We start from the raw sequence: 21,493 nt of genomic DNA on the forward strand, positions 1-21,493 counted from the left end.
GCGCAGTTTTGGAAGCCCCGACAATCGCGACATTTGGCGCCGTGATCGCAACACGGACAGGGCAGCCAGGCGCGGCGGTTGCGCTCGGCGGTCGGATCAATCGGAAACACGATCAGTCGTCCGATCGGGCAGGACGCCGGCGCGGACCAACTCGCCGTAGACCCTTTGCTGCTCCTCGTCCAGGTCCGAGTACAGCATGTCGTAGGCCTTCTGTTCCTCGGCCAGCACGACGACGGGGTCCCAATGGCCACCTATCGCTTCAAGCACTGCGCTGCGTCGACGCGCCTCGTCAAGGGTCAGGTCATAGACAAAGTCATGGTTGGCCATCGCGCTCCCAGCCATTAGATAGATATGCAAACGAATGCTCAGGATGACCCAATCGAGGCTCAGGAGGCTATGAACTGCGTCACTGTTCCCGGTTGAAGTCGGTCACACTCGACGCAGGTACAGCGCGCTAGTGGCTGTGTGCGCATCTTCATTGCCGCCATCGTTCAGAAATGCGTCCACAAAGCTTTGCCGGAGCTGGTGGGGGTCGGATACGTCGCTGCGCTTCCAGGCGCGAAACCTCGGCATTGATATGACAAGTGCGGCTACTACTCGATGAAGTGAGTAGGTGCTAGCTGATGATTGAGGTATTATTCGAACGTTGCGAAAGCAGTTTCGTTTTGTTCGAAAGGCTGGTAAGTCCAGTGGGCGCTGAGATGGTCGAGACCGCGACGTTTTTGCCTGATCACCCTGAGGAACTCGCGCCGGTGATCGGGTTTCTGGCAGCTCACGAGCGTCGTCGCGGTACCGCAGTGTCTCCGAATTACGCCTTGATCGGCATCGACGAGCATGACCGAATCGAGCTGCCCGAAGCAGTCCATCGGGCCTTAACGAAGGTGGTGGTTGCGCTCCACGCGGGCAAGGCGGTGACCATCGCGCCGCAAACTATGACACTGACCACGCAGCAAGCGGCCGATCTACTCGGCGTGAGTCGCCCAACCGTAGTACGCCTGATCAATGACGATGTTTTGCCTGCCGAACGAATCGGCAACCGGCATCGACTCCTGCTCGACGATGTGCTGTCGTATCGTGCGGAGCGCCGGAAGCGTCAATACAACGCGCTGGCTGCGACCGCTGACATCGACAGCAATGACGAGCCGGAAACGATCCGAAAGCAACTGCGTGAAGCGCGCCGGGCTGTGGCGGCGCGCCGAAAGACGGCGCCGCGGCGGAGCTGACACCATGAGCGGCGATGTTCGCCGCATTCCTCGACACCTCGGTGTTATGGCCGAGTTTGCAGCGCGATTTCCTGCTTTCGCTCGCAATCGAAGGATTGTATCGACCACTGTGGTCTAGCGAAATTCTGGCTGAACTCGAATATCACGAGACGCAGAAGTTGATCAACCGAGGAGAACAACCGCGCGCCGCCGCCGCACGAGCCCGTCACCTGATCGAGCAGATGTCAACCGCTTTCGACGATGCTCTGGTCGAAAATTGGGAACCACACGACGGCACGTTCAATCTGCCAGACCCCGACGATGAACACGTCGCAGCAGCAGCGCTCGTTGGTGGAGCGGGCGCCATCGTCACCGACAATCTCAAGGACTTCCCGATTGCGAAGATCCCCACGCACATCAAGGTCGTATCCCCCGCCGAATTTGCAGCCGACACCGTATCGGTTTCACCAGACGTTGCGCTCCGAGCCGTCCAGAGCATGGCCGCCAGGTTTTCCGAGCCACCGCTGACACCTGAGGAGATCTTGAGTCGGCTGGCTCAGCGATACGCGATGACCGAAGCGGTTGAGCTCATCCGAGCCGTCAGCTAACGCGTCTCGCTGAGCATGTGCGACCTGCATGACCCATGCAGCGAGCGAGGCAGACTGTGGTTGTGGAAGAACCGTTTCCAGGTGAGCTCGAGACGTTGCGCGCAGACAATCTCCGTCTGCGTCGCCTGCTGAAACTGAGTGAAGAGCAGGCTCGGGCGGCGGCCCCGGATCAAGCCACCCTCTCCGGTGCACCGGAGTCGCCGGTGAACATGGCCTCGGCACCCGAGGACAAGATTCGGTTCTATCTCGATCTATTTCGTTGTCGCTCTGATATTTACGCTCTGCGTTGGGAGAACCGGCGGGACGGCCGATCCGGTTGGATGCCGGCTATCCGCGGCTATTGGAGAAAAGGCATGAAGCGCTCGGATGCGAATTATCTTCCCCTTAGCGCCGACGTGATCGACCAGCATCTACGGGGCGAAATCCACGTCGGCCTGTATCCACTGGGCGACGATGACACTTGCTGGTGGGTTGTGGCCGACTTTGACAAGGAGGCCGCGATGCTCGATGCACTGGCCTATATGAAAGCCGCACGCGCCCATAATGTTCCGGCTGCGTTGGAGGTGTCGCAGTCGGGGCGCGGAGCTCACGTGTGGATCTTTTTCGCTCAGGCCGTCTCGGCGGCAACAGCGCGCAGTATCGCTACCAGCCTGCTCAGCGAGGCTTTCCAACTGCGCGGCAGTATGCGTCTCAGCAGCTATGACCGGCTGTTCCCTTCTCAAGACGTCCACAGCGGCCGCGGCATGGGAAATCTCATCGCCGCACCGCTCAATGGCAAACGCCGCCAGCACGGCACAACCTTGTTTCTTGACCCCGCCACCTTGGAACCCTTCGACGACCAATGGGCCTACCTGTCGAGCATTGCGCGGCTGTCGCACAAAGACGTGGCGGCACTAGCTCGAACTCTGCCCGATCCTCAATTCGGCCATCAAGTACGCCGGCTGCAACTACCCACCTCTTCGAAAATCGTGCCGAGGCCAGCGCCGATCATCCACGCAACCTTCGCATCTCGGCTGATCCTTACCGCCAATGACCTGGGTCCAGCCATGATTGCGGCCGTCAAACACGCAGCCTCCATTCGAAATCCGGAGTTCGATGCCCGGCAGAGGGCCCGACGCAGTACTTGGGACACGCCGCGTTTTCTGCACAGCTATGACGAGACGGCCGAGGGCAATCTCGTCTTGCCGCGCGGGCTGTACGCGCTGTTATCGGACCTGGTTGACTCAGCCGACAGCACGTTGCGCATCGACGACAACCGCGCTGTCGGCGATACTCACGAATTCAGCTGCGCGACGCCGCTCAGGACCGAACAGGCCGCCGCCGCCGGAGAGCTCGTCGAAGAAGACTCCAGTGTGCTTATCGCACCCCCTGGCTCAGGTAAAACCGTGATTGCCTGCGCCGCGATCGCCTCCCGTGCCACTTCGACCCTCATCCTGGTGGACCGCAAAGCACTCGCCGACCAATGGCGTGATCGGCTGCAGAAGCATCTCGGATTCAAGTGCGGACAGATCGGCGGCGGCCGATCCAAAACCACCGGCATCATCGACGTCGCTCTCTTACCTACACTTGCCCGTCGTGATAACATCGAAAACCTTACGGCGAATTACGGTTTCGTGATTGTCGACGAATGCCATCACATCGCCGCGAGCGCATTCTTCCAGGTACTCAATCGAATACCTGCAAAATACTGGCTCGGACTCACCGCCACACCCGAGCGCCGCGATGGGCTTGAGGGTCTGATCTACCACCAACTCGGATCACATCACGTGACTCTTGAGGCTCATGCCGCCGGCCAGCTCCCCTCAGCGGACACCGGCCTGATTGCACCACACCCGGTCCTCCAGCTTCACCGGACTGGGTTCCGCTACACCGGCGAAGCCGATCCCAACGCGCCGGGCGGAATGGCCGAGATCTATCGAGCATTGATCGCCGATGACGCCCGGCTCGAGCAGATCGTCACCGACGTCCTCGCCGCTCACCGCGATGGTGCCAACATCCTTGTACTCACCACATGGATCGACCACCTGAAAGCAATCGCCGAGCGTCTCCGCGCAGCCGGCAAGTCGGTCGTCGTACTCAGCGGCCAAATGAAGGCGCGGGAGCGCCGGGAGATCTCCGAACAACTCGCCAACCACACCGCCGACACCGAGCCCTTGCTGATAATTGGCACAGGCTCATTCATCGGTGAGGGATTTGATTGCCCGGTCTTGGACACGCTGTTTCTAGCCGCCCCGATCACCTTCAAGAACAGGCTCGTTCAGTACGTCGGGCGCATCACCCGCCCCCACGTCGCAAAGACCACCGCGACTGTGCACGACTACTACGACGAACTCACGCCGGTACTCGCCTCTTCTCTACGAAAGCGCGCACCTGGCTACATCAAAATGGGGTTCCCGGATCCGCGGAAAATGGTCCGATAAGCCCCGCTGGTTAGGACCGCTGAGGCCGCTGAACCGGCGGTCATAGGACCCGATCGCCGCCGTCCGCGGCCCATGAGCATCAATGCCCGCTGCCGCTCGTTCAAGTCGCAGGAATGATCGGCTTGACCGTCAAGTCTCGTTTCCAACTTTCTTGGTTTCTCAGATGTCGCACCGTGTATGGGTAGTTTTCGGACGTGACGGGTAGTTTTCGGCCATGCGTATCGCTGCGATGGTTCAGGTTTGTGTCGTTCTGGCGTGCGGCGTTCCTGCCTGCTTCGGTGCTCCGACTGCTCGCGCCGACTGTCCAGAACGTGCAATCAGCTCGGAACCGGGCGGAACCTATTCCCTATGCACCGGCGGCCAATGGACACACGTCGACCGGCAACTATGCGTCGATTATCGGCAGTCGTAGTACTGCACGGCGGTGACGCCCACTTCGTCTGCTTCCGCCAGTCCTGCGCCCGTTGTGCCCCCGCCGGGTGTTTCGCCCCCGCCCGTCGGTATTGCTACGCCGAATCCCCCTAATGTGAATGCCCCCAACATCGGCTGCACGTGGGTCAACGGTTATACGAAGAAAAACGGGACTCACGTCAATGGCTATTGGCGATGCTGATGACGTGTTCCCCGTGATTGTCTCCGCTAGGTTTTAGCGACCTGCCGCCCAAATTCGGGCTTGAAGGGAGTTTGAAACACACCCACAGGGGGGCCGTACGAAAAAAATTCCGGTCGCAAACAGCGATACGAGAACTGGATGGTGTCTGAGGGAGGTGATTGAGCATGGCACGCAACTGGCGTGAGATTCGCGCGGAGGCCATCGCGCAGGGGCTCCTGGATCCAGCCCGCGCCGATGCGGCGCGAAAGGAAATGCATGACGCCGGGCAGGCGCAGCGCCCTGCCGACATCCGCAAGGCGCAAGGGCATGCCCGCTAGGCCGACGTCGCTGCCATCATGGGCGTCTCACAGGCTCGGGGTCAAAGCTCGAAAGCGGAGACCTGTCGCACACCGAACTGGGCACCCTGCCCAAGCTGACGTTCCCAAACCCGTGCACACCAGCATGAAAATGGCCCCCGGAGAAGTCTCCGGGGGCCATTTCCGCTGGTAGCGGGGACAGGATTCGAACCTGCGACCTCTGGGTTATGAGCCCAGCGAGCTACCGAGCTGCTCCACCCCGCGTCGGTAAACGCAAGGTTACCCAACGCTAGGCGGGCTACCAAATCGCGGCTCGGCGGCTTCAGTGCGACGGCGGATTGAGCCGGTAGCGGCGGACGATGTCGTCCATCCATTCCGGGTCGCCGTAGGTCAGCCCGTACTTCTCCGCGAGCTCGCCGAACTCGGGCAGCTCATGAAGCGGCCTGCCGACCGGGCCGCCAATGCTGTCACCGAGCAGTTCGCTGAGTTCTCTGAAGTAATTCTCGAATCCCCCCGGCGTGATGATCTCGACGATTCGACCGGGTTCGTTGCCCGCGTTCCACATCGCGTGCATTTGTCCGCGAGGCTTGGTGATATAGCCACCGGGGCCTAGGACCACTTCGCTGTCGTCGGAGCGAAACCCGATCTCACCGGTCAGCACGAACGAATGTTCGTCCTCGCGGGTATGCCGATGCGCCGCGGTAATGAAGCCCACCTCGAATGGATGCTCGACGATGGACACCTCGCCCCCGTTGGTCTTGCTGGACAACTTGAAGATCGCCCCGAAGCCCGGCAAGGCGGCATAGTCGCCGTCGCCGGGCTGCACGACGCTGACTCCGACTCCAGTCGGGTCTGCCATGTCACATACCTCCTGTTCCAGTGACCGTTTAACCCGCCGCGGCCAAACCGGTCGTCGTGTCGCCATGAGGCGGCCACAGCGGCTCCGGTACGTCCACACCGAACGGCGAATCCCAGTGGTTGCGAGATGAAACCTCGTGCACGGGACGGCGATTGGCGGCGACACCCCACTTCCCCCGTGGGTACCCGAGGGTCAGCATGGCCGACATCTTCCAGCCTTCCTCAACCGGCACGCCCAGCAACTCGTTGACCCTGTCCCGGAAATTGTTGAGCACCATCGTCATTACACCTCCGACGCCCTCCGCACGGGCGGCAAGCAACACACTCCAGATCGCCGGATAGATGTTGGCGCCGCCGAGGTCGTCGATGGCGAAGACGAAAAGCAACAGGGGAACTTCTTCGAAGTGGTCGGCCAGGTAGTCCCCCGAGCCTTTGATGCGGCGCATCGTTTCGGCGTGAGCGGCCGGATCGGCACCGGGTGCAGCCGCGACCATCGGTCCCGTCCCAGTCCGGAACTTCTCGTATTCGAGGGCGCGGGCCTGCCGGAACAGCTGGGCAAACTCACGAATGAGTTCTGGATCGTCAACGGCCACAAAGTGCCAGCGTTGGGTGTTACCGCCGTTGGGTGCGCGAACGGCCGCATCGAGGATGCGCGCCTGCACGTCCAGCGGAATCGGATCCGGGTGCAGCCGACGCATCATCCTGGTGGTGTACAGCGCTTCATAGATGTCCATTTTTCTGCTCCTTTCCGCTATGGCCAAGTCTGCGCGGTGTGCAGCCATCCCACCGCCGGGTTTGCGGCCGTCTTTCCCACAGAATCCGACATCGGCCCTCCGCCCGCACCGCGCGGTCGCCGTTATTCCCGGCCGCCCAACGCTTTTCATAGAGCACGCATGGGTCCGCTCCGCTCGGCAACCGTTTCAGGCATACTGTTCCCCCGTGCAGGTCGACATGATGACGATTCCACAGCCGCTGGGCAGGATCGGTGAACTGGCCCGTCGAACGCTGGCCGCCGGCTTCTCCGGCCTGCTGTTCACCGAAACCGGCCGTACGGCCTATTTGAACGCCGCCGTCGCCTCGCAGGCCGCGCCGGGTCTGGAGCTGTCCACCGGCGTCGCGGTGGCATTTCCGCGCAGCCCGTTCGTCACGGCGGCCGCGGCATGGGAGCTGCAGGAAGCTACCGGCGGGAAGTTCCGGCTCGGTCTGGGCACGCAGGTGCGCACGCACGTCGTGCGGCGATACGGCGTGCCGTTCGAGCACCCGGGTCCGCGGTTGCGCGACTATGTGCGTGCCGTGAAAGCGTGTTTTGACGCATTCCGAACCGGATCGCTCGACCACCACGGGCAGTTCTACGATCTCGACTACATCACTCCGCAATGGAGTGCCGGCCCCATTGACGCGCCTGATCCCAAAGTCGATGTCGCAGCGGTGAATTCGTGGATGCTGCGGATGGCGGGCGAAGTCGCCGACGGGGTGCATGTCCACCCGCTCGGCGAGCCCGGCTATCTCACTCGGCATGTGGTGCCGGAGGTCGCAGAGGGCGCGGCGAAAGCGGGGCGCTCGCCGTCGGACATCGCGATGATAGTGCCGGTGATGACGATCGTCGGCGACAGCGACGAAGAGCGCGCCAACCAACGAGAGCTGGTGCGGGCCAGCATGAGCTTCTACGGCAGCACTCCAAACTATTCGTTCATCTGGGAAGAGGCCGGTTTCGAGGGCACGACCGCACGAATTCGGGAAAAGCAGAAGGCCGGGGACTTCGCCGGCATGGCCGCACAGATCACCGACGAACACATCGCCGTCTTCGCCACCGAGTCCACCTGGGACGGCCTCGCCGACGCGCTCACCGACAAGTACGCCGGCATCGCCACCCGTCTGGTGCTGTACAACGCGCTGGGCGATCGCGAGCGCTTTGAACGCTATGGCGAGGTTGCCCGCCGAATGCAGCGGTAGCCTGCCGCGAGCGTGCGCAAATTGCCGCGGTTTACGGCGTGTCGGTGTACAAACACGCACGCTCGCGACAGAGGCTACTTGGCGTTGTTGAACTTGTTGATCGCGTCGTCGAGCCGTTGCAGCGCCGCCCCGTACGCACCGAAGTCACCCTTCTTCTGCGCCTCCCGCGCCGCACTCATGGCTGCCTCAACCTCTTGCAGCGCAGCGGCTTTGGCTGCAGACAACGTCACTGTTCCCTCAGGAGCAGGCGGTACTGCCGTCGGCGGCGCGGGTGGACCCGGCCCAGCCGCCGGCGCCGGAACATTCGCCGGCGGCTTTGGAGGGGCGCCCTCGGTGGGTTCGATTCCGGTCGCGGCGGCACCCGCTCCCGGCCCAAACAATCTGTCCAGGGCCTCGCCCACGGTGGGTCCGTACCCGATCTTGTCGTTGTACATCATCGCCACCCGGATCAGGCGTGGATACGACGAGGCGGCGTCGCTGCTGCCCGGGGAGGCATAGACCGGTTCGACGTACAGCAGCCCACCCTGGGCTACCGGCAATGTGAGCAGATTGCCCCACTTGATCCGGTTCTGGTTGTCCCGCCCGATCACGCCGAGATCTTGGGACACAGCAGTATCGGTGGTGATGGCGTTGTTGGCCAGCTTGGGACCGTTGACATTGCCCGGGATGGTCAGCACCGTGATCTTCCCGTACGTCGCGGGATCGCAACTGGCGCTGATGTAGGCGGCCAGGAAGTCCTGCTTGAACCGGTTCATCGCACTGGTCAGCTGATAGGACGGCGAATTGTCGTTCTTCAGAATGTTTTTCGCGACGATGTAATAGGGCGGCTGATAACTGCTGGCGGTCGGATTCGGATCCAGCGGCACGTCCCAGAAATCCGACGAGTTGAAGAACGTCCCCGGACGATCGGGCGGCACATGATATTTGGCCAGCAGCATCCGCTGCACCTTGAACAGATCTTCGGGATAGCGCAGATGATCCCTGAGCTCGGGTGTGATCTCGCTCTTCGGCTTGACCGTTCCGGGGAAGACCTTCATCCAGGCCTTGAGCACCGGGTCTTGCTCGTCTTGTTGATAAAGCGTCACGGTGCCGTCATAGGCGTCCACCGTGGCCTTCACCGAATTGCGGATGTAGGACACCTGCTTGTCGGGGGCCAGCCGGTTGAAGGCCACCTCGGTGGAATCCGCCGTCGCCGACGACAGCGAGGTGAGTTCGGAGTACGGGTAGTTGTCCAGCGTGGTGTACCCGTCGATGATCCACACCAGCCGCTTGTTGACGATCGCCGGGTACACCGCGCTGTCAGCCGTCAGCCACGGCGCCACCGCCTCTACCCGCTGCGCGGGGTCACGGTTGAACAGGATCCTGCTGTTGGACCCAATTACGCTGGAGAACAAGAAGTTTCGCTCGGCGAACTTCGCCGCGAAAACGCTGCGCGATATCCAGCTGCCGATCGGGACGCCACCAGCCCCCGTGTAGGTGTATCTCTTGGTGTCGGTGTTGGTGTCATAGTCGTATTCGCGGTCATCGCCGTTCTTCCCGACAATCGCGTAGTCGGCGGCGGTGTTGGAGATCACCGGGCCGAAGTAGACCCGCGGCTGGTCCAGCGGGACCGGCCCGGTGGGCGCCGCGTTGGGACCCACGACGTTGACCAGGAACTGGGGATAACCGCCGTTCTGAGTGGGGTCGTTGGCGATGCCACGCACCGTGTTGGCCGGCGACGCCACGAAGCCGTTGCCGTGGGTGAATACGGTATGCCGGTTGATCCAGTCCCGCTGGTTGTCGACCAAGCGGTCCGGGTTGAGTTCGCGGGCCGCCACTACATAGTCGCGCAGGGCGCCGTTGCGGTCCAGGTAGCGGTCGATGGACAACTGCTCGGGGAAGTAATAGAAGTTGTTCTTGCCTCGCTGGAACTGGGTGAACGTCTGGCTCACAATCGTCGGGTCGAGCAGTCGGATGTTGGAGGTGGTGGCGCGGTCGGCGGCGACCTGCTGAGGCGTTGCGGCAGCGTCACCGCTATAGCTGCGGTAGCTGACCACGTCGTCGGTCAGGCCGTAGGCCTGTCGAGTCGCGGTGATACTTCGGCTGATGTACTCGCTTTCCTTGCGCACAGCGTCCGGCTTGGCGATGAGCTGCTCGACCACCAGAGGCCAGCCGGCGCCCACGATCAGCGACGACAGCAGCAGCAACACCAGACCGATCGCGGGAATCCTCAAGTCCCGCAACGTAATCGCGGAGAAAACCGCGGCCGCGCAGATAAGCGCGATCGTCATCAAAATCAGCTTGGCCGGCAACACGGCGTTGATGTCGGTGTACCCCGCACCGGTGAAGGGCTTGCCGCTACGGGTGTGCGAGAGCAGCTCATAGCGGTCCAGCCAATAGGCGAGGGCTTTGAGGACTACCAGCACCCCGACCAGGCTGACCAACTGGATACGCGTCGAGCGACTCAGCGCGCCGGTACGCCCGGCCAGCCGGATACCGCCGAAGATGTAGTGCGCCAACAGGTTCGCCACAAAAGCCAGAAACACCGCGACGAACAGGTAGCTGAGCACCAGCCGGTAGAACGGCAATTCGAAGGCGTAGAAACCGAGGTCCTTGCCGAACTGCGGATCTCTGATGCCGAAGTCGCCGCCGTGCAGGAACAGCTGGATACGAACCCAGTAGCTTTGCGCGATGATGCCGGCCAGCAGCCCGATCGCCGCCGGGATTCCGATTCCCACCAGCCGCAGCCGGGACAGCACGAAAGTGCGGTAGCGCGCCACCGGATCGTTCTCGTTACTCGGGACGAAGACCGGGCGGGTGCGATAGGCCAGCGCAAGGCCGCCGAACACGATGCCGCCGACCAGCAGACCGGCCACCAGGAAAACCACCAAGCGCGTCACCAGCACGGTGGTGAACACCGAGCGATAGCCAAGCTCACCGAACCACAGCCAGTCCACATACGCGTCGATCAACCGCGGCCCCGCCAGCAGCAACACGATCACGCCGAACGCGATCACGATTAGAATCCGGCTACGACGAGTCAATTTCGGCATCCGTGCGGCGGGCCGCATTCCCACTGGCTACGCTCCCTGCTCTTCCCCGGCCGGTTGCTAGAGAATTTTCCAGACGGTCACAACTCTACGCACCACGAGTCCTGTGCTGATGGGCTCGACCTGATTGCCCGCCTTCTCCTCAGACCGCTACGCGGTCTGCATCGTCGGCGCGCTAGCAACTCGGGGGCTGGCCGCCCGACGTCATCGCATGCAGTGCGTCCACCGCCTGGCCGAGGGTTTCCACCTTCACCAGGCGCAAGCCGGACGGGTTGTCCGAGGCGGCCTCGTAACAGTTCTTTGCCGGTACCAGAAACACCGTGGCTCCGGCGGCGCGGGCCGCGACCATCTTGTGCGTGATGCCGCCGATCTGCCCCACCTTGCCGTCGGCGGAGATGGTGCCGGTTCCAGCGACGAACATCGACCCGGCCAAATCGCCGTTGGTGAGCTTGTCGACGACGGCCAGGCTGAACATCAGACCGGCCGACGGTCCGCCGACGTTGGCGAGGTTGAAATCCACCACGAACGGCGCCCACGGCGCATCCAGCACCGAGACACCCAGGAAGCCATAGTCGCGATCCTTGTTGGTTCCCAGGGTGATCTGCGTGACGCCGGCCGGCTCGTTCTTGCGCCGGTAGTCGATCGTCACCACCTGGCCGGGCTTGGTGCTCTTCAGCAACGTGGTGAACTGCTCGACGTTTGCCACCGGGGTGCCGTCGACCATGTCGATGGCATCGCCGGTTTTCAGCTTGCCCGCCGACGGACTGGAATCGGTGATCTTGGCGATGGTCACTGCGGACGGGTACTTCAGGTAGCCCAGAGCGGCGTACGCGGCGCTGTCCTCGGACTGCTTGAAATCGGCGTTGTTCGCCTTGTCGACTTCGTCACGCGACTTGCCCGGCGGGTAGATCAGATCGCGCGGTACCAGCTGTTCGTCTCCCGAGAGCCACAAGGTGAGGGCTTCGCCCAGGGTCAGATCGTCACGCTGGGACACCGTCGTCATGTTCAGGTGCCCGGAAGTGGGGTGAGTTTGGGTGCCTTCGATGTGGACTATCTGCTTGCCGTCGTACTCACCGAGCGTGTCGAACGTGGGGCCCGGACCCAGCGACACGAAGGGCACCGTCACCACCGCGAGCAAGACGCCGAAGACCACAATCGGCACCAGCGCGACGATCAAGGTCAGAATCCGCCTGTTCACGCCGCCAAGACTAGACGGCGCCGCCGGACGGTCGTTCAGCTACAAGCAGACCCGGCGTCGCGCTTTCCGGGCGACCCTTGAGTACCGTTGACGTTATGGCTGACCCGCCTTTCGGCTTCTCCTCTGGAGACGACTCGTCAAAAGACGAGTCAGGGGAACACCGGAAGAAAGATCCCGATTCCGGTTCCGGCGCCCAGGACCCCTTGGCCGCGTTCGGATTCAGCGGGGACTTCGGCATGGGCGACCTGGGCCAGATCTTCACCCAGCTGGGGCAGATGTTCAGCAACGCCGGCACCGTGATGGCCGGGGGACAGGCGTCGGGACCGGTCAACTACGACCTGGCGCGACGAGTCGCCACCAGCTCGATCGGGTTCGTCGCGCCCATATCTGCCACGACGAACTCGGCGATCGGCGATGCGGTACGGCTCGCCGAAACCTGGCTGGACGGGGCCACCGCATTGCCCGCGGGCACCACGACAGCCGTCGGGTGGAGTCCCAGCGACTGGGTCGACAACACCCTGGAGACCTGGAAACGGCTGTGCGATCCGATGGCCGAACAGATCTCCACGGTGTGGGCGTCGTCGTTGCCCGAGGAAGCCAAGAGCATGGCCGGGCCGCTGATGTCGATGATGTCGCAGATGGGTGGCATGGCCTTCGGCTCGCAGCTGGGTCAGGCGCTGGCCCGGTTGTCCCGCGAAGTTTTGACGTCCACCGAGATCGGTCTGCCCCTGGGCCCCAAAGGCGTGGCCGGGATCATGCCGGACGCCGTCGAATCGTTCGCCACGGGCCTGGAGCGGCCGCGCAGCGAGGTGCTGACATTCCTGGCCGCCCGCGAGGCCGCTCATCACCGGCTGTTCAGCCATGTGCCCTGGCTGTCAAGTCAGTTGCTGGGCGCGGTGGAGGCATACGCCAAGGGCATGCAGATCGACATGAGCGGAATCGAAGAGCTGGCCCGCGACTTCGATCCGTCGTCGCTGACCGATCCCGCGGCGATCGAGCATTTGCTGGGTCAGGGCGTGTTCGAGCCCAAGGCAACCCCGGCGCAGACGCAGGCGCTGGAACGGCTCGAGACACTGCTCGCGCTGATCGAGGGGTGGGTGCAGGTGGTCGTGACCGCGGCGTTGGGCGACCGGATTCCCGGCGCCGCCGCGCTCAGCGAGACGCTGCGCCGGCGTCGGGCCAGCGGCGGCCCGGCCGAGCAGACCTTCGCCACCCTCGTCGGGCTGGAGCTGCGGCCACGCAAGCTGCGCGAAGCCGCCGAGTTGTGGGACCGCCTGACACAGGCCGTCGGCGCGGATACCCGCGACGGCGTCTGGCAACACCCGGATCTACTACCCACCGCGGAAGACCTCGACGAGCCGGCCGGGTTCATCGACCGGATCGTCGGCGGCGACACCAGCGGTATCGACGAGGCGATCGCCCAACTCGAGCGCGAAGGCGACCGCGACAACCCCGAGCCCGGCGGTCCTGTGGATAGCTGAGCGGCTCGCGCGGCCGGCCGTGGCAAAGTCTCGAGTCATGCCGCGGCCGGTGCCCTCGCTTTATGCGCTCAACCCGGCGATGCCGGTGCTACTTCGACCGGACGGCGCTGTGCAGGTGGGCTGGGATCCCCGCCGCGCGGTGCTGGTTCGTCCACCGTGCGGCCTGACCGCGCCGGAGTTGGCCAGCCTGCTGCGGTCCATGCGTTCACCCATGGCGATAACCGAGTTGCGACGGCGGGCCGCCGGTGGCGCCTCGGTGGACACCGACGGCCTGACCGGCCTGGTCGCGCAGCTGGTCGACGCCGGTGTCGCCACTCAGGGAAGCCCGGTTGGCCGGCACGGCCGGGCGGCCTCGATCCGGGTACACGGCCGCGGGCCGCTGTCCGACCTGCTGGTCGAGGCGCTGCGCTGCTCCGGGGCCCGAATCAGGCACACCAGCCAGCCGCATGCCGCGGTGACCCCGGCCGAGGTGGACCTGGTGGTGTTGACGGACTACCTAATCGCCGACCCGCGCATGGTCCGCGATCTGCACAGCGAGGGCGTCCCGCATCTGCCCGTGCGGGTGCGTGACGGCACCGGCCTGGTGGGGCCGCTGGTCATCCCGGGCGAGACAAGTTGCCTGAACTGCGCGGACCTGCACCGTAGCGATCGAGACGCAGCGTGGCCTGCTATCGCCGCTCAATTGCGCGACACCGTTGGCGTGGCGGACCGGGCCACGCTGCTGGCGACCGCGGCGCTGGCGCTGAGCCAGGTGAACCGCGTGATCGCCGCGGTGCGCGGACAGCCGGGTGTGCCCGATCCCGGGCCGCCGTCGGCGCTGAACGCGACGCTGGAGTTCGACCTCAACGCCGGCTCGATCGTCGCCCGGCGCTGGACCAGGCACCCCTTGTGCTCATGTTGAGGCGGGTGCGCGCCTGCGGGTCAACCCTGGCGCCCCTGTTCCGGGACGTTCGTGGAGATCGACGCATACGCCCTGGCCAGGTCGTCCAGCACCATCTCCGTGAGGGTGTGCTCGTTGCGATGTTTGTCCAGCGTCTCGATGATCGCTCTGAACAGTGCGTCGGCGGCGTCGTGCTGAGTTTGCTTGGCTGACATGGTTTTCTGCGGTACCACCCTCCGGGTCGATTGAGTTGCAGGATTGTATGCCGAGCAGACGCGAAAGCACCCGACACGCCGGGCTTGCGGGTGCTTATGCGTCTGCCGGCCGTACTTGCGGCCATCCGGCGCCGGCCGTAATGGATGATGGGTGTGTGTCAGATATCAAACGTGGCGGCGCTGCCCGCAATGCGAAGCTGGCCAGTATCCCGGTCGGCATGGCCGGCCGCGCTGCCCTGGGGTTCGGCAAGCGGCTGACCGGCAAGTCGAAAGACGAGGTCAACGCCGAGCTGATGGAGAAGGCCGCCAATCAGCTGTTCACCGTCCTGGGTGAGCTCAAGGGCGGGGCCATGAAGGTCGGCCAGGCGCTGTCGGTGATGGAAGCCGCGATTCCCGAGCAGTTCGGCGAGCCCTACCGCGAAGCGCTGACCAAGCTGCAGAAGGATGCGCCGCCGCTGCCGGCCCACAAGGTGCACCGGGTGCTCGACGGACAGCTGGGCACCAAATGGCGGGACCGGTTCAGCTCGTTCGACGACACGCCGGTGGCCTCGGCCAGCATCGGCCAGGTGCACAAAGCGGTGTGGTCAGACGGCCGCCAGGTGGCCGTCAAGATCCAATACCCCGGCGCCGACGAGGCGCTGCGCGCCGACCTGAAAACCATGCAGCGCCTGGTCGGGGTGCTCAAGCAGCTCGCCCCCGGCGCCGACGTGCAAGGTGTGGTCGACGAGCTGATCGAGCGCACCGAGATGGAACTCGACTACCGGCTGGAGGCCGACAACCAACGCGCTTTCGCGAAGGCCTACGAAGGAGACCCGCACTTCCTGGTGCCGCACATCGTGGCCAGCGCGCCCAAGGTGGTGATCCAGGAATGGATCGACGGCATCCCGATGGCCCACATCATCCGCGACGGAACCCGCGAGCAGCGTGACCGTGTCGGCACGCTGTTGCTAGAGCTCACGTTCGATGCGCCACGCCGGCTGGAAATGCTGCACGGCGACGCCCACCCCGGAAACTTCATGCTGCTGCCCGACGGCAGGATGGGCGTCATCGACTTCGGCGCCGTCGCACCGTTGCCCGGCGGTTATCCGATCGAACTCGGGATGACCATTCGCCTGGCCCGGGACAAGAACTACGACCTGCTGTTGCCGACCATGGAGAAGGTCGGGTTCATCCAGCGCGGCCAGCAGGTCTCGGTTCGCGATATCGACGAAATGCTGCGCCAGTACGTCGAACCCATCGAAGTCGAGGTGTTCCACTACACCCGTAGGTGGCTGCAGAAGATGACCGTGAGCCAGCTGGACCGCTCGGTGACTCAGATCAAGACGGCGCGGCAGATGGACCTGCCGCCCAAGCTGGCGATCCCGATGCGGGTGATCGCGTCGGTAGCGGCCATCCTGTGCCAGCTGGATGCGCATGTGCCGATCAAGCGGCTGTCCGAGGAGCTGATTCCCGGTTTCATCGAGCCAGATACCGCCGTCGTCTGACCGCCCGTTTAACGGCCGCGAGAGTGCAACTACTGACGTCCGCTCTCGAAGAATGCGTCGGCAGTTGCACTTTCGTGGGCTAGGCGGCCACGGAGGTGCCGTGCTTGCGCGGCCGGCCGCGCGGACGCTTGCGGCTCACGATCGAGCCTCGGTCGAAGATCTCGCCGCCCCACACACCCCAGGGCTCGGCACGGTCCAGCGCCGCCGCCAGGCATTGCCGACGGACCGGGCAGTCGGCGCACAACGTCTTGGCACGCTCCAGGTCGGATGGGGTTTCGGCGAACCACAGGTCGGGATCGCCGACATGACACGGCAACTCTGGCAGCGTCCGTCTGGGGACTGTCAGTGCCGACATGTCCTCTTCACCTGCTTCCTGGTCTGGTGGTTGTCCTTTTCGGTGATCCGGACCAGGGAGGTTTTTCACCCGATAACTGAGGCCACGGATCCTGGTGACTTCGGGTCCGTGGCCTTCTGGCGAAATGGGGGCTGTTGCGTAGCGCCTAAGTATGGCCCCGATTCACGGACGCGTCGGTCGCGGCGGCGACGCGGTGCTTACCCGCGGCCGCGGTGCTGCCGGCATGGGAGGCTTTCGCGGCCCCGGCAGCATAGGTCTGGGCGGCCACGCCTACGCCGAACGCGTTCATGGTGATCACCGTGGCCACCTCCTCTCATCAGGCCAGCAGAAGCCGGTTTCGAGGGTAAACGGTACCCGGCGGTGGTGACAACCGATTTTCTGACCAGCGCGTTTGGTGTTCATTGGGCTTGGCGGACCAGCTCAAGCACGTCTGGGCCGTACTGCTCGAGCTTGCGTGCGCCGATGCCGGGGATCGCGATCAGGGCCGTGTCGTCGTCGGGCAGCATCTCGGCGATCGCGATCAGGGTGTTATCGGTGAAGACGATGTAGGGCGGAATCTTCTGCTCCTTGGCGATGTCCAGCCGCCATGCTTTGAGCCGCAGCAACAAGTCTTCGTTGACGTCGCCGGCACAGTTTTCGCACCGTCGCAATAGGACAGCGGCCGGCGTGCTCAGAACGCTGTTGCAGATACGGCAGCGCGACGGGCTGCCCCGAGTGCGCCGGGATTTCGGGGCCGGATCGGCCCGGGTTTGAGGCGCAATGCCGTTGAGAAACCGCGACGGCTTGCGGCTCTGCCGCGCGCCCGGCGTCCTGGCCAACGCCCAACTGAGCGTCAAATGCACACGGGCCCTGGTGATTCCGACATAGAGCAGCCGACGCTCCTCTTCGACGGGTTCGCTCTCGGCGCCATGCGCCAGGGCGTGCGAGATCGGTAGGGTTCCGTCGGCCAGCCCGACCAGGAACACCGCATCCCACTCGAGTCCCTTGGCGGCGTGCAGCGAGGCCAGCGTGACGCCCTGCACCACCGGTGGATGCCGCGCGTCGGCTCGCATCCGCAACTCGGCCAGCAGGCCCGGCAGGTCGAGCTGTGGACGTTGCGCAACCTCGCCGTCGACCAGTTCGGCCAATGCGCACAACGCCTCCCAGCGATCCCTGGCGCGGGTGCCCACGGGCTGCTCGGCCGTCAGCCCCAGTGGCTGCAGAACCGCGCGAACCACCTCCGGCAACGAGCCCGCCACGCCGGCTTCGGGGCCGCGTTCGGCCGCACGCTGCAGGGCCAACATCGCCTGCTTGATCTCCTGTCGATTGAAAAAGCCCTCGCCACCGCGAACTTGATAGGCGATGCCCGCTTCGGTCAGGGCCTCCTCGTACGCCTCGGATTGCGCGTTGACCCGGTAAAGGATCGCGATCTCGGATGCCGGAGTACCGGATTCGATCAGCCCGGCGATCGATTTCGCCACGGCGGCGGCTTCAGCCGGCTCGTCGGAATGCTCGTGAAACGACGGGGCCGGGCCGGGCTCGCGCTGGCCGGACAGCTGCAGCTTGCTGCCCGCGACCCGGCCACGGGCGGCGGCGATCACCTGATTGGCCAGCGACACCACCTGCGGAGTGGAGCGGTAGTCGCGCTCCAGCCGAACCACGGTGGCCTCCGGAAACCGTCGGGAAAAGTCGAGTAGGAACCTCGGGGACGCGCCGGTGAATGAGTAGATGGTCTGGTTGGCGTCGCCGACAACGGTCAGGTCGTCCCGGTCGCCCAGCCACGCCGACAGCACCCGCTGCTGCAATGGGGTGACGTCCTGGTATTCGTCGACGACGAAGCAGCGGTAGCGGTCTCGGAACTCTTCGGCGACGGCGGCGTCGTTCTCGATGGCGGCCGCGGTGTGCAGCAGCAGGTCGTCGAAATCGAGCAGGCTGACTGTCTCGTCGCGGACTTTGAGCGCCTCGTACGCGGTATAGACCGCGGCGATTTTTTCGGCGTCCATCGGGGTGTCGCGGCCGGCGGAGGCCACGGCCGCGACGTACTGCTCGGGGCCGATCAGCGACGCCTTGGCCCACTCGATCTCGCCGGCCAGGTCCCGGACGTCGTCGGTGCTGGTATTGAGCCTGGTGCGGCTGGCCGCGCGGGCGACGACGGCGAATTTGGTGTCCAGCAGCTCCCATCGGGTGTCGCCGATCACCCGCGGCCAGAAGTAGCGCAGCTGGCGGCGGGCGGCCGCGTGAAACGTCAGGGCCTGCACCGCGCCGATTCCCGATGCGGTCTGCGCCGCCGCGTCGAGCGCTCGCAGCCGGGAACGCATCTCCCCCGCCGCGCGCTGGGTGAACGTCACCGCGAGCACCTGCCCGGCTGCGACGTGACCACTCGCGACGAGCTGGGCGATGCGGTGCGTGATCGTGCGGGTCTTGCCCGTTCCGGCGCCGGCAAGTACGCAGACCGGTCCGCGCGGAGCCAGCACTGCCTCGCGCTGCTCGTCGTCCAGCCCGGCGGTCAAGGGTTCTGCGACCATCGGCATGGCGTCCATCTTGACAGTGGCGGCCGACAAGCCGGGCGCTTCGACACGACCGATTTGCCCGGAATGCATCCCCGCCGCGATATGTTTAACGGGCCATGACCAATGCTGCGCTCACCATCTACACCACATCGTGGTGTGGTTTCTGCCATCGGCTCAAGACGGTCCTCAAAGCTGACGGAATCGCCTACGACGAGGTCGACATCGAAGACGACGCGGCGGCGGCCGAGTTCGTCGGCTCGGTCAACGGCGGCAACCGGACTGTTCCCACGGTGAAGTTCGCCGACGGGTCCACACTGACCAACCCGAGTGCCGGCGAGGTCAAGGCGAAGCTGGCCGAGGTCGACTAGTCCAGAGCCGCCCACGACTCGATGATCACGCGGGCAATCGAAATCGACCCGGGCAGAAGCAGTTTCGACTCCGACGCGCTGGTCCAATCGCCGGCGTCCAGAGCGGCACGGACTTCCGCGCGGGTGAACCACGACGCCTCGACGATCTCGCCGTCGTTGAACGAGAACGCCTGATCCGGGTCCGCTACCGCGTGGAAGCCGACCATCAGCGACCGCGGGAACGGCCAGGGCTGACTGCCCAGGTAGCGCACATCGCGAACGATCAAGCCGATCTCCTCGCGGATCTCCCGGACGACACAGACCTCGAACGACTCGCCGGCTTCGACGAACCCGGCCAGTAGGGAGAACATCCGCTCCGGCCACATCGCCTGGCGGGCCAGCACCGCGCGATCGGCGCCGTCATGGACCAGGCAGATGACCGCCGGGTCGATCCGCGGGAACTCCTCATGCCCGGTGATCGGGTTGACGCGTGACCAGCCTCCCCGAGCCGGCTTGGTCGGCGACCCGTCCACCGAGCTGAACCTGGCGCTGTCATGCCAATTGAGCAGCGCGGTGGCCGACGACACCAGTTGGCTGCTGGTGTCGTCGAAGATCTTGCCGAGGCTACGAAGATTCACCACTTCGGTTCGGACGTCGGGATCCTTCGGTGCTTCCAGCGCGCCCCGGATCGCCCAGACGTGTCGACCACCCTCGATGCGGCCGAGGAATACCGCGTCCGGTGGCGGTTTGTCGCCCAGCGCAACGGCCTCGCCGAGCACCACGCGACCGTCGGCCACGAGCACCTGGCTGCGCGAATCCACCCGCAGCAGCGCCGCATCCGTCCATCCGGCAGTGGCCGCCTCGACATCGGTGCGCAGTTGATCGGCCCGGTCGGCGCCGACGCGCGACAGCAACGGAATGCTGCGCAGCTGAAAGTCCACGATCGCTAGTGCCCCACGTTTCGGATGTAGAGCAGCCGGTCGCTGGCCTCTATGGCGTCCACCTCCGGCGCACCGATGCGGAGCAGATGGCCGTCGCGGACCACGCCGAGCACGATGTCGCTCAGGTGCCGCGGGGATCCGCCGACCTCACTCTGCTCCACCTCGCGCTCGGCGATGGCCAGCCCTTCGTCCGGGGTCAACAGATCCTCGATCATCTCGACCACGCTGGGCGTCGTGGTGGCCAGGCCGAGCAGCCGGCCGGCTGTCTCGGAGGAAACAACCACCGAGTCCGCTCCCGATTGCCGCAACAGGTGCTGGTTCTCGGCTTCCCGGATCGCCGCCACGATCTTGGCGTTGGGCGCAATCTCCCGCGCGGTCAACGTGACCAGCACCGCGGTGTCGTCACGGCTAGTGGCGACGATGATCGAGGCCGCGTGCTGGACGCTGGCCAGGCGCAGCACGTCCGACTTGGTGGCGTCGCCGTGCACGGTCACCAGACCTGCGGCAGCGGCGCGGTCCAGCGCGGCCCGATCGGTGTCGACGACGACTATCTCCCCGGGAACCATCTCGTCGCCGAGCATGGCGCCGATGGCCGTTTTGCCCTTGGTCCCGTAACCGATGACGACCGTGTGGTTGCGCACTCTGCTCCTCCAACGCTGGATCTTCAATGCCTGCCGGGACGTTTCGGTGACGACCTCGAGCGTCGTGCCGACCAATAAGATCAGGAACGCGATCCGCAGCGGCGTGATGATCAAGACGTTCGTCAGGCGGGCGAACTCGGATACGGGGGTGATGTCGCCGTAGCCGGTGGTCGACAGGGTCACCGCGGAGTAGTACAGGCAATCAAGGAACGTGAGTGGATCGCCCTGCGCGTCGTGGTATCCAGCCCGATCGAGGTAGACGGTGATGGCGCCGACCAGCAGCGCCCCGAGGGCGATGGCTATCCGGCGGGAGATGATGCGAGCAGGACCGGCCTGCCCCTGGGGAATACGCAGCACGCCGACAAGCGCGTAACTCGGCTGGACGGTCAGACTCTCGTCGAGGCGTCTCAGCCGCCGCCAGCTACCTTTCGCCACGGAAGTCCGTCATTGCTTTGGCCCAGCGCACGACAAACATGTAACCAC

At 64.6% G+C, this 21,493-nt stretch carries 19 protein-coding genes, 1 tRNA gene and 1 pseudogene; 9 read left to right on the forward strand and 12 right to left on the reverse strand.

Annotated elements, in window-relative coordinates; translation table 11 throughout:
* Nucleotides 1-96: 96 nt before the first annotated feature.
* Nucleotides 97-327, reverse strand: a complete 231-nt coding sequence (locus A9W99_RS17570; protein ID WP_067380608.1) for a DUF6400 family protein — start codon at nt 325-327, stop codon at nt 97-99.
* Between the two features lie 374 nt (nt 328-701).
* Between A9W99_RS17570 and A9W99_RS17575 the strand changes: the two genes are divergently transcribed.
* The 4 genes and pseudogenes from A9W99_RS17575 to A9W99_RS17590 form a co-directional block, all read left to right on the forward strand.
* Nucleotides 702-1,223, forward strand: coding sequence for a helix-turn-helix domain-containing protein (locus A9W99_RS17575; RefSeq protein WP_067380958.1), 522 nt, complete (start codon nt 702-704; stop codon nt 1,221-1,223).
* A 14-nt stretch (nt 1,224-1,237) separates the two neighbouring features.
* Nucleotides 1,238-1,810 (forward strand): PIN domain-containing protein, encoded by a 573-nt coding sequence (locus A9W99_RS17580; protein WP_067380610.1) that lies wholly within the window; start codon nt 1,238-1,240, stop codon nt 1,808-1,810.
* Nucleotides 1,811-1,872: 62 nt separating this feature from the next.
* On the forward strand, nt 1,873-4,230 hold the full coding sequence (locus tag A9W99_RS17585; RefSeq protein ID WP_082930071.1) for a DEAD/DEAH box helicase: 2,358 nt from the start codon (nt 1,873-1,875) through the stop codon (nt 4,228-4,230).
* 771 nt (nt 4,231-5,001) lie between these two features.
* Nucleotides 5,002-5,249: pseudogene (locus A9W99_RS17590) on the forward strand (transcriptional regulator); the annotation flags it as partial.
* A 77-nt stretch (nt 5,250-5,326) separates the two neighbouring features.
* Here A9W99_RS17590 and A9W99_RS17595 read toward each other — a convergent pair.
* From A9W99_RS17595 to A9W99_RS17605, 3 genes are all read right to left on the reverse strand, one after another.
* A tRNA-Met gene (locus tag A9W99_RS17595) sits at nt 5,327-5,403 on the reverse strand.
* A 58-nt stretch (nt 5,404-5,461) separates the two neighbouring features.
* Nucleotides 5,462-5,998 (reverse strand): cupin domain-containing protein, encoded by a 537-nt coding sequence (locus A9W99_RS17600; RefSeq protein WP_067380616.1) that lies wholly within the window; start codon nt 5,996-5,998, stop codon nt 5,462-5,464.
* 28 nt (nt 5,999-6,026) lie between these two features.
* The gene (locus A9W99_RS17605; RefSeq protein ID WP_067380619.1) at nt 6,027-6,731 is read right to left on the reverse strand and encodes a nitroreductase family protein; all 705 of its coding nucleotides are present in this window, start codon (nt 6,729-6,731) and stop codon (nt 6,027-6,029) included.
* 205 nt (nt 6,732-6,936) lie between these two features.
* Here A9W99_RS17605 and A9W99_RS17610 point away from each other — a divergent pair, with 205 nt between their 5' ends.
* A complete protein-coding gene (locus tag A9W99_RS17610; RefSeq protein WP_067380622.1) occupies nt 6,937-7,950 on the forward strand; it encodes a TIGR03617 family F420-dependent LLM class oxidoreductase in 1,014 nt (337 codons plus the stop codon).
* Nucleotides 7,951-8,024: 74 nt separating this feature from the next.
* On the opposite strand, the gene A9W99_RS17615 is transcribed toward A9W99_RS17610, so the two are convergent.
* Nucleotides 8,025-11,006: a UPF0182 family protein gene (locus A9W99_RS17615; RefSeq protein WP_067380625.1), complete on the reverse strand. Its 2,982-nt coding sequence runs from the start codon at nt 11,004-11,006 to the stop codon at nt 8,025-8,027.
* Nucleotides 11,007-11,154: 148 nt separating this feature from the next.
* Nucleotides 11,155-12,177 (reverse strand): PDZ domain-containing protein, encoded by a 1,023-nt coding sequence (locus A9W99_RS17620; protein ID WP_067380628.1) that lies wholly within the window; start codon nt 12,175-12,177, stop codon nt 11,155-11,157.
* 77 nt (nt 12,178-12,254) lie between these two features.
* On the opposite strand from A9W99_RS17620, the gene A9W99_RS17625 reads away from it, so the two are divergent.
* Both A9W99_RS17625 and A9W99_RS17630 read left to right on the forward strand, forming a co-directional pair.
* A complete protein-coding gene (locus A9W99_RS17625; protein ID WP_172828894.1) occupies nt 12,255-13,658 on the forward strand; it encodes a zinc-dependent metalloprotease in 1,404 nt (467 codons plus the stop codon).
* Nucleotides 13,659-13,695: 37 nt separating this feature from the next.
* Nucleotides 13,696-14,559: a cyclodehydratase gene (locus tag A9W99_RS17630; RefSeq protein ID WP_067380634.1), complete on the forward strand. Its 864-nt coding sequence runs from the start codon at nt 13,696-13,698 to the stop codon at nt 14,557-14,559.
* Between the two features lie 20 nt (nt 14,560-14,579).
* On the opposite strand, the gene A9W99_RS26655 is transcribed toward A9W99_RS17630, so the two are convergent.
* The gene (locus tag A9W99_RS26655) at nt 14,580-14,753 is read right to left on the reverse strand and encodes a hypothetical protein (RefSeq protein WP_156623151.1); all 174 of its coding nucleotides are present in this window, start codon (nt 14,751-14,753) and stop codon (nt 14,580-14,582) included.
* 140 nt (nt 14,754-14,893) lie between these two features.
* On the opposite strand from A9W99_RS26655, the gene A9W99_RS17635 reads away from it, so the two are divergent.
* On the forward strand, nt 14,894-16,237 hold the full coding sequence (locus tag A9W99_RS17635) for an AarF/ABC1/UbiB kinase family protein (protein ID WP_067380637.1): 1,344 nt from the start codon (nt 14,894-14,896) through the stop codon (nt 16,235-16,237).
* Between the two features lie 79 nt (nt 16,238-16,316).
* Here A9W99_RS17635 and A9W99_RS17640 read toward each other — a convergent pair whose 3' ends face one another.
* The 3 genes from A9W99_RS17640 to A9W99_RS17645 form a co-directional block, all read right to left on the reverse strand.
* On the reverse strand, nt 16,317-16,592 hold the full coding sequence (locus A9W99_RS17640) for a WhiB family transcriptional regulator (protein ID WP_067380640.1): 276 nt from the start codon (nt 16,590-16,592) through the stop codon (nt 16,317-16,319).
* 145 nt (nt 16,593-16,737) lie between these two features.
* Complete coding sequence (locus A9W99_RS26660) at nt 16,738-16,899, reverse strand: hypothetical protein (protein WP_156623152.1); 162 nt, start codon at nt 16,897-16,899, stop codon at nt 16,738-16,740.
* Nucleotides 16,900-16,990: 91 nt separating this feature from the next.
* The gene (locus A9W99_RS17645; RefSeq protein ID WP_172828902.1) at nt 16,991-19,102 is read right to left on the reverse strand and encodes an ATP-dependent DNA helicase UvrD2; all 2,112 of its coding nucleotides are present in this window, start codon (nt 19,100-19,102) and stop codon (nt 16,991-16,993) included.
* A 95-nt stretch (nt 19,103-19,197) separates the two neighbouring features.
* On the opposite strand from A9W99_RS17645, the gene mrx1 reads away from it, so the two are divergent.
* Nucleotides 19,198-19,449 (forward strand): mycoredoxin Mrx1, encoded by a 252-nt coding sequence (mrx1, locus tag A9W99_RS17650; protein WP_067380644.1) that lies wholly within the window; start codon nt 19,198-19,200, stop codon nt 19,447-19,449.
* Here the strand turns inward: mrx1 and nudC are convergent.
* A complete protein-coding gene (gene nudC / locus A9W99_RS17655; RefSeq protein WP_067380647.1) occupies nt 19,446-20,369 on the reverse strand; it encodes an NAD(+) diphosphatase in 924 nt (307 codons plus the stop codon). The two genes, mrx1 and nudC, sit on opposite strands and share 4 nt — an antisense overlap.
* Before the next feature lie 5 nt (nt 20,370-20,374).
* On the reverse strand, nt 20,375-21,445 hold the full coding sequence (locus A9W99_RS17660; RefSeq protein ID WP_067380650.1) for a TrkA family potassium uptake protein: 1,071 nt from the start codon (nt 21,443-21,445) through the stop codon (nt 20,375-20,377).
* Between the last annotated feature and the right edge of the window lie 48 nt (nt 21,446-21,493).

The sequence above is a fragment of the Mycobacterium sp. 1164966.3 genome, assembly GCF_001665395.1.
In the GTDB taxonomy this organism is placed as follows: Bacteria; Actinomycetota; Actinomycetes; order Mycobacteriales; family Mycobacteriaceae; genus Mycobacterium.

Excerpts from the sequence above, each read along its gene's own strand:
- A9W99_RS17570 (WP_067380608.1), bottom strand. The coding sequence starts at position 327 with ATGGCCAACCATGACTTTGTCTATGACCTGACCCTTGACGAGGCGCGT.
- A9W99_RS17575 (WP_067380958.1), top strand. The coding sequence starts at position 702 with ATGGTCGAGACCGCGACGTTTTTGCCTGATCACCCTGAGGAACTCGCG.
- A9W99_RS17580 (WP_067380610.1), top strand. The coding sequence starts at position 1,238 with ATGTTCGCCGCATTCCTCGACACCTCGGTGTTATGGCCGAGTTTGCAG.
- A9W99_RS17600 (WP_067380616.1), bottom strand. The coding sequence starts at position 5,998 with ATGGCAGACCCGACTGGAGTCGGAGTCAGCGTCGTGCAGCCCGGCGAC.
- A9W99_RS17605 (WP_067380619.1), bottom strand. The coding sequence starts at position 6,731 with ATGGACATCTATGAAGCGCTGTACACCACCAGGATGATGCGTCGGCTG.
- A9W99_RS17630 (WP_067380634.1), top strand. The coding sequence starts at position 13,696 with ATGCCGCGGCCGGTGCCCTCGCTTTATGCGCTCAACCCGGCGATGCCG.
- A9W99_RS26655 (WP_156623151.1), bottom strand. The coding sequence starts at position 14,753 with ATGTCAGCCAAGCAAACTCAGCACGACGCCGCCGACGCACTGTTCAGA.
- A9W99_RS17635 (WP_067380637.1), top strand. The coding sequence starts at position 14,894 with ATGGATGATGGGTGTGTGTCAGATATCAAACGTGGCGGCGCTGCCCGC.
- A9W99_RS17640 (WP_067380640.1), bottom strand. The coding sequence starts at position 16,592 with ATGTCGGCACTGACAGTCCCCAGACGGACGCTGCCAGAGTTGCCGTGT.
- A9W99_RS17645 (WP_172828902.1), bottom strand. The coding sequence starts at position 19,102 with ATGCCGATGGTCGCAGAACCCTTGACCGCCGGGCTGGACGACGAGCAG.
- mrx1 (WP_067380644.1), top strand. The coding sequence starts at position 19,198 with ATGACCAATGCTGCGCTCACCATCTACACCACATCGTGGTGTGGTTTC.